Source organism: Paenibacillus glufosinatiresistens (assembly GCF_031470375.1).
Taxonomy (GTDB): Bacteria; Bacillota; Bacilli; order Paenibacillales; family Paenibacillaceae; genus Paenibacillus_AQ; species Paenibacillus_AQ glufosinatiresistens.
Window position 1 is genome coordinate 14,166 of the sequence record NZ_JAVFHT010000027.1, and the last position, 15,638, is coordinate 29,803.

Annotated in this window: 12 protein-coding genes; 9 read left to right on the forward strand and 3 right to left on the reverse strand. The window is 57.7% G+C overall.

The features are described from left to right. Positions 1–4: 4 nt before the first annotated feature. The 6 genes from RBI05_RS18320 to RBI05_RS18345 all read left to right on the forward strand — a co-directional run bounded on the left by RBI05_RS18320 (position 5) and on the right by RBI05_RS18345 (position 8,628). Positions 5–892 carry a carbohydrate ABC transporter permease gene (locus tag RBI05_RS18320; RefSeq protein ID WP_150457691.1) on the forward strand — a complete coding sequence of 296 codons (888 nt, stop codon included), beginning with the start codon at positions 5–7 and terminating at the stop codon, positions 890–892. A gap of 1 nt (position 893) precedes the next feature. After that, complete coding sequence (locus RBI05_RS18325) at positions 894–1,727, forward strand: carbohydrate ABC transporter permease (protein ID WP_150457692.1); 834 nt, start codon at positions 894–896, stop codon at positions 1,725–1,727. A gap of 25 nt (positions 1,728–1,752) precedes the next feature. After that, a complete protein-coding gene (locus RBI05_RS18330; RefSeq protein ID WP_150457693.1) occupies positions 1,753–3,579 on the forward strand; it encodes a cache domain-containing sensor histidine kinase in 1,827 nt (608 codons plus the stop codon). Positions 3,580–3,623: 44 nt separating this feature from the next. Then, positions 3,624–5,114, forward strand: coding sequence for a response regulator transcription factor (locus tag RBI05_RS18335; RefSeq protein WP_150457694.1), 1,491 nt, complete (start codon positions 3,624–3,626; stop codon positions 5,112–5,114). A 227-nt stretch (positions 5,115–5,341) separates the two neighbouring features. Further along, positions 5,342–6,334: a LacI family DNA-binding transcriptional regulator gene (locus RBI05_RS18340; RefSeq protein WP_310552092.1), complete on the forward strand. Its 993-nt coding sequence runs from the start codon at positions 5,342–5,344 to the stop codon at positions 6,332–6,334. A gap of 44 nt (positions 6,335–6,378) precedes the next feature. Further along, complete coding sequence (locus RBI05_RS18345; protein ID WP_310552093.1) at positions 6,379–8,628, forward strand: alpha-galactosidase; 2,250 nt, start codon at positions 6,379–6,381, stop codon at positions 8,626–8,628. 127 nt (positions 8,629–8,755) lie between these two features. Here RBI05_RS18345 and RBI05_RS18350 read toward each other — a convergent pair whose 3' ends face one another. Together RBI05_RS18350 and RBI05_RS18355 are read right to left on the reverse strand one after the other, a co-directional pair. After that, the gene (locus tag RBI05_RS18350; RefSeq protein WP_310552094.1) at positions 8,756–9,214 is read right to left on the reverse strand and encodes a hypothetical protein; all 459 of its coding nucleotides are present in this window, start codon (positions 9,212–9,214) and stop codon (positions 8,756–8,758) included. Positions 9,215–9,519: 305 nt separating this feature from the next. Continuing rightward, entirely contained in the window at positions 9,520–10,542 is a 1,023-nt protein-coding gene (locus RBI05_RS18355) for a glycoside hydrolase family 130 protein (RefSeq protein ID WP_150457698.1), read from the reverse strand. Positions 10,543–10,920: 378 nt separating this feature from the next. On the opposite strand from RBI05_RS18355, the gene RBI05_RS18360 reads away from it, so the two are divergent. The 3 genes from RBI05_RS18360 to RBI05_RS18370 are packed head-to-tail and all read left to right on the forward strand — an operon-like array spanning position 10,921 to position 14,287. Then, positions 10,921–11,871 (forward strand): glycoside hydrolase family 113, encoded by a 951-nt coding sequence (locus RBI05_RS18360; RefSeq protein ID WP_310552095.1) that lies wholly within the window; start codon positions 10,921–10,923, stop codon positions 11,869–11,871. Positions 11,872–11,893: 22 nt separating this feature from the next. Next, entirely contained in the window at positions 11,894–13,111 is a 1,218-nt protein-coding gene (locus RBI05_RS18365; protein WP_310552096.1) for an AGE family epimerase/isomerase, read from the forward strand. A 3-nt stretch (positions 13,112–13,114) separates the two neighbouring features. Next, positions 13,115–14,287, forward strand: a complete 1,173-nt coding sequence (locus RBI05_RS18370; RefSeq protein WP_310552097.1) for a glycoside hydrolase family 130 protein — start codon at positions 13,115–13,117, stop codon at positions 14,285–14,287. 108 nt (positions 14,288–14,395) lie between these two features. Here the strand turns inward: RBI05_RS18370 and RBI05_RS18375 are convergent, their stop codons facing one another. Continuing rightward, positions 14,396–15,472: a LacI family DNA-binding transcriptional regulator gene (locus RBI05_RS18375; protein ID WP_310552106.1), complete on the reverse strand. Its 1,077-nt coding sequence runs from the start codon at positions 15,470–15,472 to the stop codon at positions 14,396–14,398. Positions 15,473–15,638: the final 166 nt, after the last annotated feature.

Genomic DNA, 15,638 nt, shown 5'->3' on the forward strand with positions numbered 1-15,638 from the left:
TGGAGTGTTCGGAACGCTGAATTACAAGAAACAGAAGATCATCATTATCGTCGCTTTTCTCCTGATTCCGCTGGCCCTGCTGGCCACCTTTACGTACTACCCGGCTATCAAGCTCATTTATTACAGCTTCACGAATTGGGACGGCTACAGCCCCGAGAAGCCATGGGTCGGACTGGACAATTACCGCGAGGTATTCTCCAATTCCGATATTTTTAAAGTCTTTGAACATAACTTTGCCTATTTTGTAATGGGCCTTGTACAGAATATTGTTGCGATCTATTTCGCAGTTGTGCTGAACAGCAAGCTGAAAGGACGCTATTTCTTCCGCATCCTGCTGTTCCTGCCTTATATTATGAACGGCGTCGCCGTTGCCTTTATGTTCGGTTTTGTCTTCGATACTACCAACGGTTCGCTGAACCTGCTGCTGCACAGTCTCGGCATCCACAGCGATGTCAGCTGGCTGGGCAAGGAAGGCCTTGTTAACTACTCGCTGGCTTCCACCGGACTCTGGCGCTTCATGGGCTACAACATGGTTATCTACATCGCTTCCCTGCAGGCCATTCCGAGCGATATCTACGAAGCCGCGAAGATCGACGGCGCGAACTCGGCCCAGACGCTGTGGCGGATTACGCTGCCGAACATGAAGCCGGTTATCGGGCTGAATCTGTTCCTGACAGTTACCGGCGCGCTGGAAGTATTCGACCTTCCGTTCGTTCTCACCAAAGGCGGACCGGCCGGCGCGAGCCAGACGTACGTCATGCGGGTTATTGATACCGCCTTTGCCTACAACAATTACGGCCTTGCATCGGCGATGAGCATTATTCTCCTGCTCTTTGTCATTGTGGTCGTGGGACTTCAGCAACTCGTGCTCGGCAGAGGAGGCAAGAACTGATATGAAAAAAACGCTGCTTCAACCTGTATCGCTGTTTAAATATTTGACTCTGCTGATCGGCGTGTTCGTCGTTCTCTTCCCGCCGTATATTGTTATCATCAATGCGTTCAAATCAACCGATGAATTCAATACGAGCAACTCGATGGCCCTGCCGAAAAATTTCTTCAACTTCGACAACTTCCGCATCGTCTTTGAACGCGGAGATTTGGTCAGCGGCTTCGGAAACGTCCTTCTGATTATTGTCGTCTCATTGACCTTGAACATCTTGTTGGGTACGATGGTAGCATATGTTCTGGGACGTTTCGATTTCAAATTGAAACCTTTTGTGTTCGGCGCATACTTGATGGCAACCGTTATACCGAGCATCACCACGCAGGTGGCCACCTTCGGCATTATCAAGAGTCTTGGCCTGTATAACACCATTGGCGCCCCTATTGTTCTGTATATCGGAGCCGACGTTATCCAGATTATTCTCTACCTGCAATTCATCCGCAATATTCCGTACGACCTGGATGAAGCCGCGATGGTCGAAGGCGCTTCGCTGTTCAAAATTTATCGTTCCGTCATCTTCCCGCTGCTGACGCCGGCAACAGCTACGCTCATCATCCTGAAGACGATCAGCATTTACAACGATATGTATATTCCGTATCTGTATATGCCGAAGCAGAGCCTCGGCGTTGTAACCACGGTGCTTATGCGCTTCCAGGGCGTCAATTCCGCCGACTGGAATCTGATCTGTGCCGCCATCCTGCTGATTCTGCTTCCGACGATTGTGCTGTATCTGTTCCTTCAGCGCTACATCTTTGAAGGGGTGGCAAGCGGCGCGGTCAAGTAAAGCCTAGAAAGGACTCCACACTCTGATGATATCCCGCACGGGCCAATTCTTCCGAAGAGGTTGGCTGTATCTCGCCGATCTCTCCATGGAGAAGAAGTTGATTCTTATATTCGTGTTCCTGCTGTCCCTGCCCATCTCCGTAGTCAGCTTTCTTTCGGCGCAGTCCACTTACAACTCGGATTTGCGCAGCGCCACCAATAATGCCGAGTTGATGACCGTCAACGCAGCAGATACGGTTGACCGCTATATCGCCGATGTGAAGCGCTCCACTCTGCTGCCGCTCTATAACGCGGACGTTCAGTATTACCTGGAGCAGCCGGTTACGGACTGGGACAAGAGTGTCAGCATGAGCATGTTTCTGGGATATCTCAGCCATACCAAGAAGGAGATTACCGCTGTCTACCTGGTCGATAAATTCGGCAATGTCTTCTACGACAAAATGGTCGGACTCAACGTGGTCTCTACTTCGGATCAGCTCGGACGCTGGCGCAGCCTGCTCTCCCATGCCGGAACCGCTCCGGTATTGGAGGGCAGGCATTCTGTGTCTGTCAATGTAGGACAGAGCAAAGAAGTCTTCAGCATCATGCGAACCATCAAATCAACCAGCAGACTGAACGATATCGGAATCGTTATATTTGACATTGATGTCGGCATGCTGCGGGATATTCTCGATCCGGTCAATTCGGTAACCCGGGGCACCTCCATGATTACCGACGACCAGGGCCGCATCGTCTACTCGGCCGGAAGCTCCGATCCCAACAAGCATTTGAATCTGATGCGTACCCGTCGCGAAGGAGACAGCGGCAGCTTCCAGTATGAAGAGAATGGCAAGCGCTATCTTCTTGCCTATCACGTCTCGCCGCAGACCGGCTGGGTGACCTCTGTCGACATTCCGCTGACGGCGATTCTGTCGGGCATCAAGGATACGCGGGACCGGCAGCTCCTGCTGACTCTGGGTATTCTCCTGTTCGCTCTGATTGTCGCCACTCTCTTCTCCCATGCTCTGACCAAGCCGCTCAAATCTATGGTCCGGCTGATGAAGAAGGTTCAGCACGGCAACCTTAACGTCTGGATCGAGCCCAAGTACAACGATGAAATCGGGATGCTCGGAAGCCATTTCAACCGGATGATTATTCGCATCAAGGCTCTTCTGTCAGAGGTGACCGAGACTGAGAAACGCAAGCAGAAAGCCGACATGCGCGCGTTGCAGAACCAGATTAATCCTCATTTCATCTACAATACGCTGGAGTCGATCCGCATGCTGGCCGAGAGCAACGACGATCCCCGGGTCGCGAAGCTGACCTACATGCTTGGCCTTCAGATGCGGTACAGCATTACCCGAAGCGACAAGGCGGTTACGGTGCGCCAGGAGCTGGAGCATGTCCGCAATTACTTTAACCTGCTGCAAATCCGTTTTCCGGATAAATTCCGGCTCGATCTTCAGGTTCCGAATTCGCTGATGGAACTGCCTGTGTTAAAACTCGTCTTTCAGCCCATAGTCGAGAACGCTGTCTTCCACGGGCTCGAGCGCAAGGCAGGGCTGGGCACCATCGCCATAACTGCCGAACGTTCCGGCCACTTCGTATTGTTCACGGTACGCGACGACGGTGTCGGCATGGACCAAGCGACGCTCGAAGCGCTAAACAGCAGTCTGAACCGGGTTATCGGCGACTTCGGAGAGGAGGAAGCCAGCCGCTTCGGAATCGGGCTGCATAATGTTAATGAGCGGCTCCGCATGCACTACGGTCCGGAAGCCGGACTTCAGGTTGAAAGCGAGGAAGGCCTCGGAACGTCGGTCACCCTCCGCTTCCCGGTACACGCTGAACAAGAAGATTCGATAGAAGAACCCTAGCACCCGAATAAGCGCTTCACAGTCCAGTTAAGGAGGTTTCCCAGTTGCTGAGTATATTGATCGTTGACGATGAAGTCCTGATTCGAGAGGGCTTGTCCAGAATGATCTCCAAACAGAGCGAATTCTTCCATGTGGCCGGGAGCTGTCAGAACGGGCGGGAAGCGCTTGAGCTTCTGTCCGGAGGCGGAATCGACCTGGTAATCACCGATATCCGAATGCCCGAGGTAGACGGCTTGGAGCTGATTCGCAAGGTCAAGGAGCATTACCCGAACACCCGCTGCATTCTGATGAGCGGCTTCACCGAGTTCAGTTATGCGCGGGACGCCATCCGTTACTCTGCGGTTGATTATCTGCTCAAGCCGATTGACAAGGAGCAGTTGTTCGGACTGCTCCACCGCCTGGATACCGAGAACCGGGAACGGGCCGACCAGGAGAACCGTCTGCGGCTCCGGCTGCTGGATTCGTATCTGCACGCCGGATCGGCCAGCCACTCTTCGGCGCCGATGCTCTCTCTCCCCCAGCCCTTCTATGCGGTCTGCGTTCATCGGGCTGGCAACTCGGAGACCATGTTGGAAGGCAGCGAGCACTTTCGGATGGTCAACGGCCTGGATACAGACTGCCTCACGCTGCAGCCGCTGCTGCAGATGTGGATCGGCTATTTCCCGGAAGAACCCACTCCCGAGGCCATCCGGCAGTTCTTCAAGCCCCTGCTCTCCGCAGGCGGCGGAGCGCCGGTCCACGTCGGAGCCAGCGCTTCCCGCTCCCAGCTCAGCGAACTGAAAGCGGCCTATGTCGAAGCCAGCCGGGCCTGCTATGCCGGCATATACAGCGACGCTTCCCTGTTCTTCGCCTACAGCGAAGATCTGGCGCCGACGCCGGAGTCCGTCTCCGAGCCGACCGCCGCCGATTGGAAGGAGCTTGGCGAGAGTCTGCAAATTCTGTCAACCGACCGGGTTACGGAATGGCTGAGGCAGCAATTTGCCGCCTTGCGGCTGCGCCGGGCCGAGCCGCAAGAAATTGTCCGCTTCTGCCGCAATGTCGAGGAAGAGGCGGCCAAGGAATTCCAGGATTTGTTCCCGTTGTCGCGGGAAGAACGGGAGACGCTGGAGAAATCTCTCCTCTCCTGTATGACGTTCGCCAAGATGGAGGAGCTGTTTCTCAGCTCCCTGCTCCCTGCGCTGGACCAGATCCGCGGCGTCCGCAAGGAGCTCGGCGGCAAAGCGGTCGAGCATGTGAAACGCTGGATTGCCGCCAACTACAACCAGCATGCGGACCTGAATTCGCTGGCCGGAATGGTGTTCCTGACTCCCAGTTACCTCAGCAAGCTGTTCAAGCAGGAGACCGGACTTACCCTGACCGAGTATATTACCGAAATTCGCATCAAGAAAGCCAAGCTTCTGCTTCGTCAGGAGCCGAATATGAAGGTGCATTCCATCGGCGCGGAAGTCGGCTATCCCGACCCCGCATACTTCAACAAGCTCTTCAAACGGGTAGTTGGCGTAACGCCGAATGAGTATAAGAAGATTCTGCCTTAGCCGGAGCGCCATCCGGAAGCGGAATACGGTTCTCATAGCCCGGGCCCTGATCTCTTCCGATCAGGGCCCGGGCTTATGTCTTGTCGGCTCGGCAGGAAAACCTTGAATGCCCTTTAAAGAAGTGATAGGATGGGCATAAAGATTTAGTAAAATTATTAACTAAATATTATCCGACTTGATCGTTTCTGCCCCCTGTACCCATCCTTCTGTTAAAGGCGTGATTCTTAATGGCTACCATCAAAGATATTGCCCGCGGGGCCGGCGTATCGCCCGCTGCCGTATCCCGCGTGCTGAACGGCGATCTGTCGCTCGCTGTGGGCGAGGAGACCCGGGCCCGCATCTTTGCCGAAGCGGAGCGGCTCGGCTATAAGCCCGGGCGGCTCAAGCAGATGAAGCGGAATACGGAACGGGCCGGCAGGACCGTCTCCCTTCTGCTATGGTGCTCGCTCGAAGAAGAGCGGGACGATCCCTATTACGCTTCCATCCGCCGGGGGGTGGAGCTGCGATGCGAGGAACTGGGGCTCACCCTGGGCCAGACGCTGCGCGGCCGCCAGCCTGCCGCGGCTGCCCGTAAATGTGACGGCTGGATCGTGGTCGGCGGTTCTATGGAACTCCGGGAACTTCTGGACATTCATCCCGATCCCGGAACCATCGTTCTCGTGGACCGGTATGACGATCTGCCCGAATACGATTCCGTCCGCCTTCACTTCCGCCAAGCCGTCCAACAGGCGCTGCATCATCTCCTGGAGCTCGGCCATGAGCGGATTGCCTTTATCGGAGGCGGAGGCTTCAGCGAAGGCCGGAGTCTCCACTTCGAACGCATTCTCCGGGAGAAGGGGCTCTTCGATCCCTCTCTCGTGCGTACAGGCGGCTGGAGCAGCGCCGACGGCTACCGGATGATGACCGACCTGCTGGAGGAGGGTCCGGTCCGGCCGACCGCCTGCTTCGCCGCCAGCGATCCGCTCGCCATCGGCGCCCTGCGGGCGCTGCATGACCGGAACATTTCCGTGCCGGACGACCTCTCCGTTGTCGGCTTCGACGACATTGACCTGGCGGCTTATGTCCAGCCGCCTCTGACCACAATTCGAGCCTATCCCGAACAGATGGGCAAGGCAGCCGCCCAGCTTCTGATCGAACGGCTCGAAGGGCGCGAAGCGCCCGCCCATACGATCGTCGGAACGAAGCTGATCGTCCGCAGCAGTTCGGGGCCGCCTAAATAACGGCGGCTCCCTCATTTTTACACATAAGAGGAGTGTATGCATTGATGAAGATTCATGTTGACGAAGCGTGCGGCCTGTTCCATCTGCAATCCAGGGGCGCCAGCTATCTGCTTCGGATTATTGAGGGCTATCCGGCCCACTTATATTGGGGTCCCCTGCTGCGCCACGATGCCGGACTTGCGGATGTGCTGGAGCTTCGCGCCCGCTCCTCGTTCTCGCCGACTCCCGACCCCTCCGCCCCGCAGCTGTCGCTGGATGCGCTGCCCCAGGAATATCCGCAGTACGGCACGAGCGACTTCCGCCAGCCGGCTTACCAGGTTCAGCTGGCCGACGGCTCCCGGATCACGGAACTCCGCTATGCCGGCTACCGCATCCTTCCGGGCAAGCCGGCGCTGACCGGCCTTCCTGCGGTATACGCGGAGACGGACGAAGAAGCTCTGACGCTGGAGCTGCTTCTCGCCGACGAATATTCCGGCTTGAAGGCAGCGCTTCTCTACACCGTGTTCGCGGATCATTCCGCCATCACCCGGTCCGTGCGTTTTGAGCATGCCGGGAAGGAGCCGCTGCGGATCGAGGAGGCCGCCAGCGTATCCGTCGATCTCGCGGATTCGCAGTACGAGGCGCTGTATTTGTCGGGGGCCTGGGCGCGGGAACGCCATGTCCAGCGCCGCCCGCTGGCGCCGGGCGCCCTGCGCCTGGAGAGCCGCCGCGGCTCCAGCAGCCATCAGTTCAACCCGTTCCTCGCCCTCCTTCGTCCTGGTACCGACGAGGACCGCGGCGACGCTTACGGCTTCAGCCTGGTCTACAGCGGCAGCTTTGCCGCCCAAGCCGAGGTCGAGCAGTTCGGACAGACCCGAGTTACCTTGGGAATCAACCCGTTCGACTTCTCCTGGCTGCTGGAGCCGGGCGAGTCCTTCCAGACGCCTGAGGCGGTGCTGGTCTATTCCGGCGAAGGCCTGGGCGGCATGTCCCGCACCTATCACCGCCTGTACCGGACCCGGCTGTGCCGGGGCGTCTACCGGGACAAGGAACGGCCGATTCTGGTCAACAACTGGGAAGCGACGTATTTCGACTTCGATGCCGACAAGATCGAAGCCATCGCCCGGGAGGCCGGTCCGCTCGGCATCGAATTGTTCGTGCTGGACGACGGCTGGTTCGGCAAGCGCGACAGCGACAACAGCTCGCTCGGCGATTGGTTCGAAGACAGCCGCAAGCTGCCGGGCGGCTTGGCCGACCTTGCGGCCCGGGTCGGGAATCAGGGACTGAAGTTCGGGCTGTGGGTCGAGCCGGAGATGATTTCTCCCGACAGCGAGCTGTACCGCAAGCACCCCGACTGGTGTCTGCATGCGGCCGGACGTCGGCGGACGGAAGGCCGCCAGCAGCTTATTCTGGATCTGTCGCGTCCCGAGGTGTGCGATTACCTCTACGAGACGCTGAGCGCCGTCTTCGGCAGTGCGCCGATTCAGTACGTCAAATGGGACATGAACCGCAATATGACCGAAATTGCTTCTGCGGCGGCGGCTCCCGAGCGCCAAAAGGAGACGGCCCACCGCTACATGCTCGGCCTGTACGATCTGCTGGAGCGCCTGACGGCCCGCTTCCCGGACATTCTGTTCGAGAGCTGCTCGGGCGGAGGCGGACGCTTCGATCCCGGCATGCTCTATTACATGCCGCAGACCTGGACCAGCGACGACACCGACGCCGTCGAGCGGCTGGCCATCCAGTACGGCACCAGCATCGTCTATCCGGCCAGCAGCATGGGCGCGCATGTCTCAGCGGTGCCGAACCACCAGGTGGACCGGCACACCTCGCTGGCCATCCGCGGCGACGTCGCCATGAGCGGCAATTTCGGCTATGAGCTGGACCTGACCCGCTTCACAGAGGCGGAGAAGCGGCTTGCCGCCAAGCAGATCGCCCAGTATAAGGAGATTCGCTCGCTCGTGCAGCAGGGCGATATGTACCGGCTTCAGAGTCCGTTTGAGGGCCGGGGCGACACCGCCTGGATGTTCGTCAGCGCCGACAAGAGCGAAGCCTTCGTCGCTTACTTCCGCGTCTTGGCCGAGCCGAACGGGGCGATCCGGCGCCTCGCCCTGCGCGGTCTCGATCCGAATCGCGATTACGTGATTGAGACCGGCGCGGCGGATGAGGAAGCCCTTGGCCGCGAAGGGACGACCGCCACCGGCGAATCCCCGGCTGTCGGCGGCGACCGGCTGATGCAGATCGGACTGGTTGTCTCCGATCTGCGGGGCGACTACGCCAGCTGCACCTACCGCCTGCGGGCGGTAACGCGCTGATCCGTCCACCCGGATCATGCGCGGCAGCAAGCGCGGCCTGAAGCAGGCCGCCGCACACCGCAAGAAAGCAAGCTCCCCTCCCGCGTGCAGAATCAGATTCTGGCCGGGGAGAGGAGCTTGTCTTTGTTCAGAGGATGGAATAATAGGATTCGGATTCTTCGATAAGCGCTGCAAGAGCGCAGAGCTCCGGGCGGTCCCGATCGCCCTTGGAGCCGGACGCCCCGCTCCGGACGGAGCCGCTGCTTACAGCCGTCAGCAGATCCGCGCTCCGGGCCAGTACCCAGCCGGACAGGGCGGATTGAAGCGCCTGCCGCTGGCAGGGCGACCATTCCCGTTCTCCTGTCATCAGCAGGGCGAAGGCTTCCTCCGGGGTGGAGAGACGGAGTTCCTTCAGGAAGCTTCCCCACTTGATCAGATCCAGCGCCTGTCCGTTCAAAGGAACGGCGCATTCTCCGCAGCCCGTATAACCGTGCGCAGACAGCCTCAGCACGACGTACCCGTGCCCCGGGCTAGGCGCCAGGCGGCTAAATGAAGGTCTGGAACGAAAGGCAAAAAGTTCAATCCCGGCTATGGCGCCCCGATCCATGATGACAAATTCCTCCTCGCTGTCCGTTTAGACCGAATCATACAAGGACGCGGGCAGGCTTGTAAAAAGCGGCTGCCGCCTCTATTCCGCAGCTATGCACCGTCTGGGAGAGAATGTCCCTCCTAACCGCGCATTCTCCGGTTATCTTCCCGTTTATCGGCCGAAATCTCGCCTTTGCTCTGATTTTAACGGGATATTAACCGGGCAGGCGAGATTCATACGGGATCTTAATCCTCTTAAAAAAGCCGGGCAGCCCGGGGATCATCCCCCGGCTGCCCGGCTTGTCCTGCTTCTATCCGCTGCGCTTACAGCCGGCCGATTCCGGCGTCGTCCGCGACTTCCTCATGGGTGTCCTTCACATACTGCACGATATCCTGAACCGTCGTGTAGGCTACGCCGACATACGTATCGGCCGCGCCGTAATAGATGGCGATCCGGCCGGTATCGGCGTCCTGCAGAGTGGCGCAAGGGAAGACGACATTCGGAACGAAGCCTCTCTCCTCGTACCATTCTTCCGGAGTGAGCACGAAGTTGCGGGACCGGTACTTCACCTTGGACGGCTCCTCCAGATCGAGAATAACGGCGCCCATGCTGTAGACGAAGCCGTTGCAGGTGCCGGTTACGCCGTGATAGAACATGAGCCAGCCTTCGGAGGTCTCAATTGGAGCAGGACCGCCGCCGATCTTGACGTTCTGCCACCAGCCTTCGCCGCCTTTGCTCATCACATGGCGGTGCTTGCCCCAGTATACGAAGTCCGGGCTTTCGCTCAGAAACACATCTCCGAACGGAGTATGGCCGCTGTCGCTTGGACGGGACAGCATCACGAAGTTGCCGTTGATCTTGCGCGGGAACAGCACGCCGTTGCGGTTGAACGGCAGGAACGGGTTCTCCAGCGCTGTGAATGTCTTGAAATCCTGGGTCTTGGCAACGCCGATGGCGGCGCCGTAGAAATCGGTGCACCAGATGATGTAGTACGTATCTTCGACTTTGACCAGTCGCGGGTCATAAGCATAGCGGGGCTGGTACGGGTTGCCGGCTTCGTCCTGGAACTGGATCGGGCTCTCTTCAATCTTCCAGTCCAGTCCGTCTTGGCTGTGTCCCAGGCGCAGATGCGGACGCGTAGTGTCGGTCTCGGTGCGGAATACGCCGATATAACGGCCTTCATAAGGAGCAACCGCGCTGTTAAAGATTCGGGCGATGTCCTTGGCGGGATTGCGTTTGATTACGGGATTGCTGCTGTGTCTCCAGAGCGGCTTCACATGTCCTTCCGGCTTCTCTTCCCAAGGAATGTTCGGCAGCGCTCCTCCAATAATGCGAACCTCTGTCATTGTGGGTTCCCTCCATAGGCTAAAGTTAGGGTCAATTATCGAAAAAGTTATTATAAACTTGCTAACATAAATCGAGTTGCAAACGCATTCAATCAACCCATATCTTTATTATAGACGCTTTTTACCGAAAATACGAGGGGTTTCATCACTTTTTCTTCGTGTTTTTTATATTATTGTTATTGTTTTGTTAGTAAAAAGCATTTCTTTCATATATACCGCGTTTTTCATTGATCCTTCTATTGATTATTTTTCTTTTTATTCTTGAAATCAAGCTGGAAAAGAGTTATAAATAAAGTGTCTTGTTATTCATAACTAACAAAAAGAAAATAACATTATAACAAAGAACGGCCTATACTCTAAGGAAACGAGGAATCCATCATGACTTGGCCTTCTGCTTACATCGCAGGTGTTACCTGGGGAGCCATGGGAAGACGCGGCACCTGGGGCAATGAATCTGCGCTGGAGTCCATGCGCCTTATGAAGGAAGAAACCGGCGCCACCTGGATTGCAATCGCTTTCGGCGCTTTGCAGGACACGGCTCATACGACGGAGATCCGGTTCCGGGAAGCTCCTACGGTTACCGACGAAGAGATTGAATGGGCGATTTCGTCCGCCAGATCGCTTGGACTCCAAGTCTGCCTGAAACCGATTGTCAACTGTGCAGACGGAACCTGGAGAGCGCATATCAATTTCTTCGACAAAGACGTCCCGTGTGAACCCAAATGGAGCGAATGGTTCGCCTCTTATACCGCCTTCATGCTCCATTACGCAGAACTGGCTGAACGGACGGGCTGCGATCTGCTCTGCATCGGCTGCGAGACGGTCCAAGCGGACCGCCGCGCAGAGGAATGGCGGGCGCTGATTGCCGAAATCCGCAAGGTCTACTCCGGAACGATTACCTACAACTGCGACAAGTACCAGGAGGACAATGTGACCTGGTGGGATGCCGTTGATGTTATTTCTTCGAGCGGCTATTATCCGGAGCACGACTGGGAAGAGCAGCTGGACCGCATCCAGGCCGTGGTGGAACGCGAAGGCAAGCCTTTCTTCTTCATGGAAGCGGGATGCCCGAGCCGCAGCGGCAGCGCCGCCATTCCGAATGACTGGACGCTGAACGGACAGCCTAACGAAGCGGAGCAGGCCCGCTATTACCGGGCGATGTTCGAAGCATGCCGTCCAAAGAAATGGATTCACGGTTTCATGCTCTGGGATTGGCCGGCACGGCTGTACGACCGCCAGCACGCTGCGGACAACCGGGATTACTGCATGTACGGCAAGGAAGCCGCCGGCGTCGTCAAGGATTTTTACACCGCACAAACTTCAATCTGAATAAGGAAGTGAATCTCCGATTATGGCAACCCTAACCGAAGACTGGCTGACCCAGCTTCACCATGAACTCAAGGATAATATTCTCGATTTCTGGATTCGGCATACCCTCGATGACGCCCGCGGCGGTTTTGTCGGCGAAATCGACAGCCGGATGAATGTCAATCCCTCGGCCGAGAAGAGCCTGGTGCTGAATGCCCGCATTCTCTGGACCTTCTCCAGCGCCTACCGCCTCTACGGCGATCCTGCCTATTTGAAGATGGCGGACCGGGCGCTGGACTACCTCCGGCAGCATTTTATCGACTCGGAATACGGTGGACTCTACTGGATGGTCGATGCAGACGGGAATCCGTCCCAGACCAAGAAGCAGGTCTACGGCCAAGCCTTCGCGGTATACGCGCTGTCGGAATACAACCGCGCCACCGGCTCTGCCGATGCGCTGGAGCTTGCAACCGAGCTGTTCCGGCTGATGGAGAAGCACGGGTACGATCCGGTCTACGGCGGCTACATTGAAGCGCTGTCCCGTGAATGGGAGAGCACCGACAATCTGACGCTGAGCGACAAGGACCTTAACGAGAAAAAGTCCATGAACACGCATCTGCACGTGCTTGAAGCCTATACCGCCCTCTACCGCGTCTGGAAGCCCGAAGAGCTCCGCTCCCGGCTGGCCGAGCTGATTACGACCATGCTCGATCAGATTGTGACTCCGGACGGCCGTCACTTCCTCCTGTTCTTCGACGAAGCCTGGAACGTCAAGTCCGACCACGTCTCCTACGGACATGACATCGAGGGAAGCTGGCTGCTGGCCGAGGCAGCCGAAGTGCTCGGAGACGAAGAACTGCTTAACCGGGTGCGGTCGGTCGCCATCTCGATGGCCGAAGCCACGCTGGCCGAAGGCATCGACGAAGACGGCGGCATCTGGAACGAAGCCGGTCCCGGCGGGCTGCTTGGCCGCGACAAGGACTGGTGGCCGCAGGCCGAAGCGGTCGTAGGCTTCTACAACGCCTACCAGCTGACCGGCGAACCCCGCTTTGAAGAAGCCGCACGCGCTGCCTGGAGCTTCATTGACCGCTATGTTGTCGACCATGAACAAGGCGAATGGCACTGGGGCGTCGATGAAGCCCGCCTTCCGCTGTGGAATGAACCCAAGGTGAGCGCCTGGAAATGCCCTTATCACAACAGCCGCGCCTGCCTGGAAATGATCGAGCGTCTGGAATCCCAAACCCATTCAAAGGAGCAATAAACCATGACCCCTGTATTTGAAGAACGCAGACAGCAGCTGACCGAGCGCTATGAAGCGCTGATCACCCGCAAGAACGAGAAAGTCCCTTACGGCAACGGCATCTACGACCGCTACCGCTACCCGCTGCTGACAGCGGAGCATGCTCCGCTTGTATGGCGCTATGATTTTGACCCCGAGCGCAATCCTTATTTCGAGGAGCGTCTTGGCGTGAACGGCGTGTTCAATCCCGGCGCCATCGAGCTCGACGGCAAGTTCTATCTCGTAGCCCGCGTCGAAGGCGTGGACCGCAAATCCTTCTTCGCTGTCGCCGAGAGCGACAACGGAATCGACGGATTCCGCTTCTGGGACCGTCCGGTCGTACTGCCCGAGACCGAAGAGCCGGATACCAATGTCTATGATATGCGTCTGGTCCGACACGAGGACGGCTGGATCTACGGCCTCTTCTGCACCGAGCGCAAAGACCCTGACGCCGCTCCCGGCGATCTGTCCAGCGCAGTGGCCCAGTGCGGTATCGCCCGGACGCGCGATCTGAAGACCTGGGAACGTCTCGCTGACCTGAAGTCCCCTTCCGCCCAGCAGCGCAATGTGGTTCTTCACCCTGAATTCGTGGACGGCAAATACGCCTTCTACACCCGTCCGCAGGACGGATTCATCGACGCCGGTTCCGGCGGCGGTATCGGCTGGGGACTGTCGGAGAGCATCGAGAATGCGGTGATCGAGAAAGAAATCATCATCGACGAACGTCATTACCATACCATCAAAGAAGTCAAGAACGGCCAGGGCCCGGCCCCGATCAAGACGCCAAAGGGATGGCTGCATATCGCTCACGGCGTGCGCGGAACGGCAGCGGGACTGCGTTACGTGCTGTACGCCTTCCTCTCCGATCTGGAAGAGCCTTACCGCGTCACGCACCGTCCGGGCGGACACTTCATCGCCCCTGAAGGCGAAGAACGCGTCGGCGACGTGTCCAACGTTGTCTTCTGCAACGGCATGGTCGCAACTGAGGACGGCAAGATCTACATCTACTACGCTTCCTCCGATACCCGCGTCCATGTCGCGACAACGACCGTCGACCAAATGCTCGACTACTGCCTGAACACGCCGGAGGACGCGCTGCGCTCCTACGCCTCCGTCCAGCAGCGTCTGGAACTGATCGAACGCAATCTGCAGGGCTAACTGCCCGGAACGCCCCACGAATCGCATCATCGCACACAGAAGAAGAGGCCGTCCAAGTGACGGCCTCTTCTTCTAGTTGTCCGCATAACCATTTAACTCCCGCTCGGCTTAGTCCTGATCCTCTGTTCCGGGAGCCCCGGCTGAATCGCGGTGCACCACATCGGCCGAGATCAGCAGCTTCATCAGCGGAGCCGCCGGCCCCTGAATGCGGTTCAGCAGCTTGTCCACCGCTGCCCGCCCCATCGCTTCCTTCGGAACGTGCACCGTAGTCAGCGGCGGAACAGCGCGGAAAGCGTCGTCAATGTTGTCAAAGCCGGTTACCGCAGTCTTCTCCGGAATCGACCATCCCAGCTCTCTCAGGACGCCGCCGACGCCCAGGGCGATCATATCGTTGGCGCAGACAAGCGCGGTCGGCATCGTACCCGACTCGATCCGTTCCTTCGCCCATTGCTGGAAGGATTCCCCGAAGATCCCCTCTTCTCCGCTCTCCATCAGGAGCATCGGATCATTCTGATCCTGAGGTTGAATGCCGTTCTCCTCCAGCGCGCTGCGAAATCCGATCCAGCGGTCGCGGAAGCTTCGCGAATACCGGATGTTGCCGATAAAATGAAGCGACCGGTGCCCGATCCCGATCAGATGGTTCGTCAGGCGCCCCATGGCGTCTACGTTGCCGACGAACACCGTATCGCTCGGAATTAGCGGGTCTTCATGATCGATCAGCACCATCGGCACCCCGATGCGCCGCACCTCAAGCAGCATCGAGGTTGAAATCTGCCCGACGCCGATCAGACCCAGAATGCCGTTCGGATTCAGGACATGGGCGAAATGTTCCGGGCGCTGCTCGGAAATAATGACCATTCCCACGCCTTCCGCGTCCAGCGCCAGCGCGATGCCGTCGATAATTCTTCCCCAATAGACGGAGTCCTGGGTCTGCGAACGAATATTGGGCATCAGCACCAGCACCGACTGCCGGCTGCGATCCTCCGGTGAGACGGAAGCGGCACGGACGACAGGCTGCAGGTAGCTGTTCTTCTGGGTAAAATAACCGAGCTGGGACGCCGCCTGAATGACCCGTTCCCGGGTCGCCTCGTTGACACCGCCTTTGCCGGACAGGGCTTTGGATACAACAAACTTGGATACGCCCAGATGATCGGCGATTTTTTGCATGGTAACCTTCTTGGCCATCGACGGAATCTCCACCTTATCCCCTAACAATTATGAATATACCCCCTTATTATATCACTAACTTTTTACTAACAATAGAGGCGGCCGCGTTCTCCTGCTATAATCTTCCTTCTTCTCAAAAGCAAAGCCGCCTCTTCCTGGGAAGAGACGGCTGAATTGGTCATCC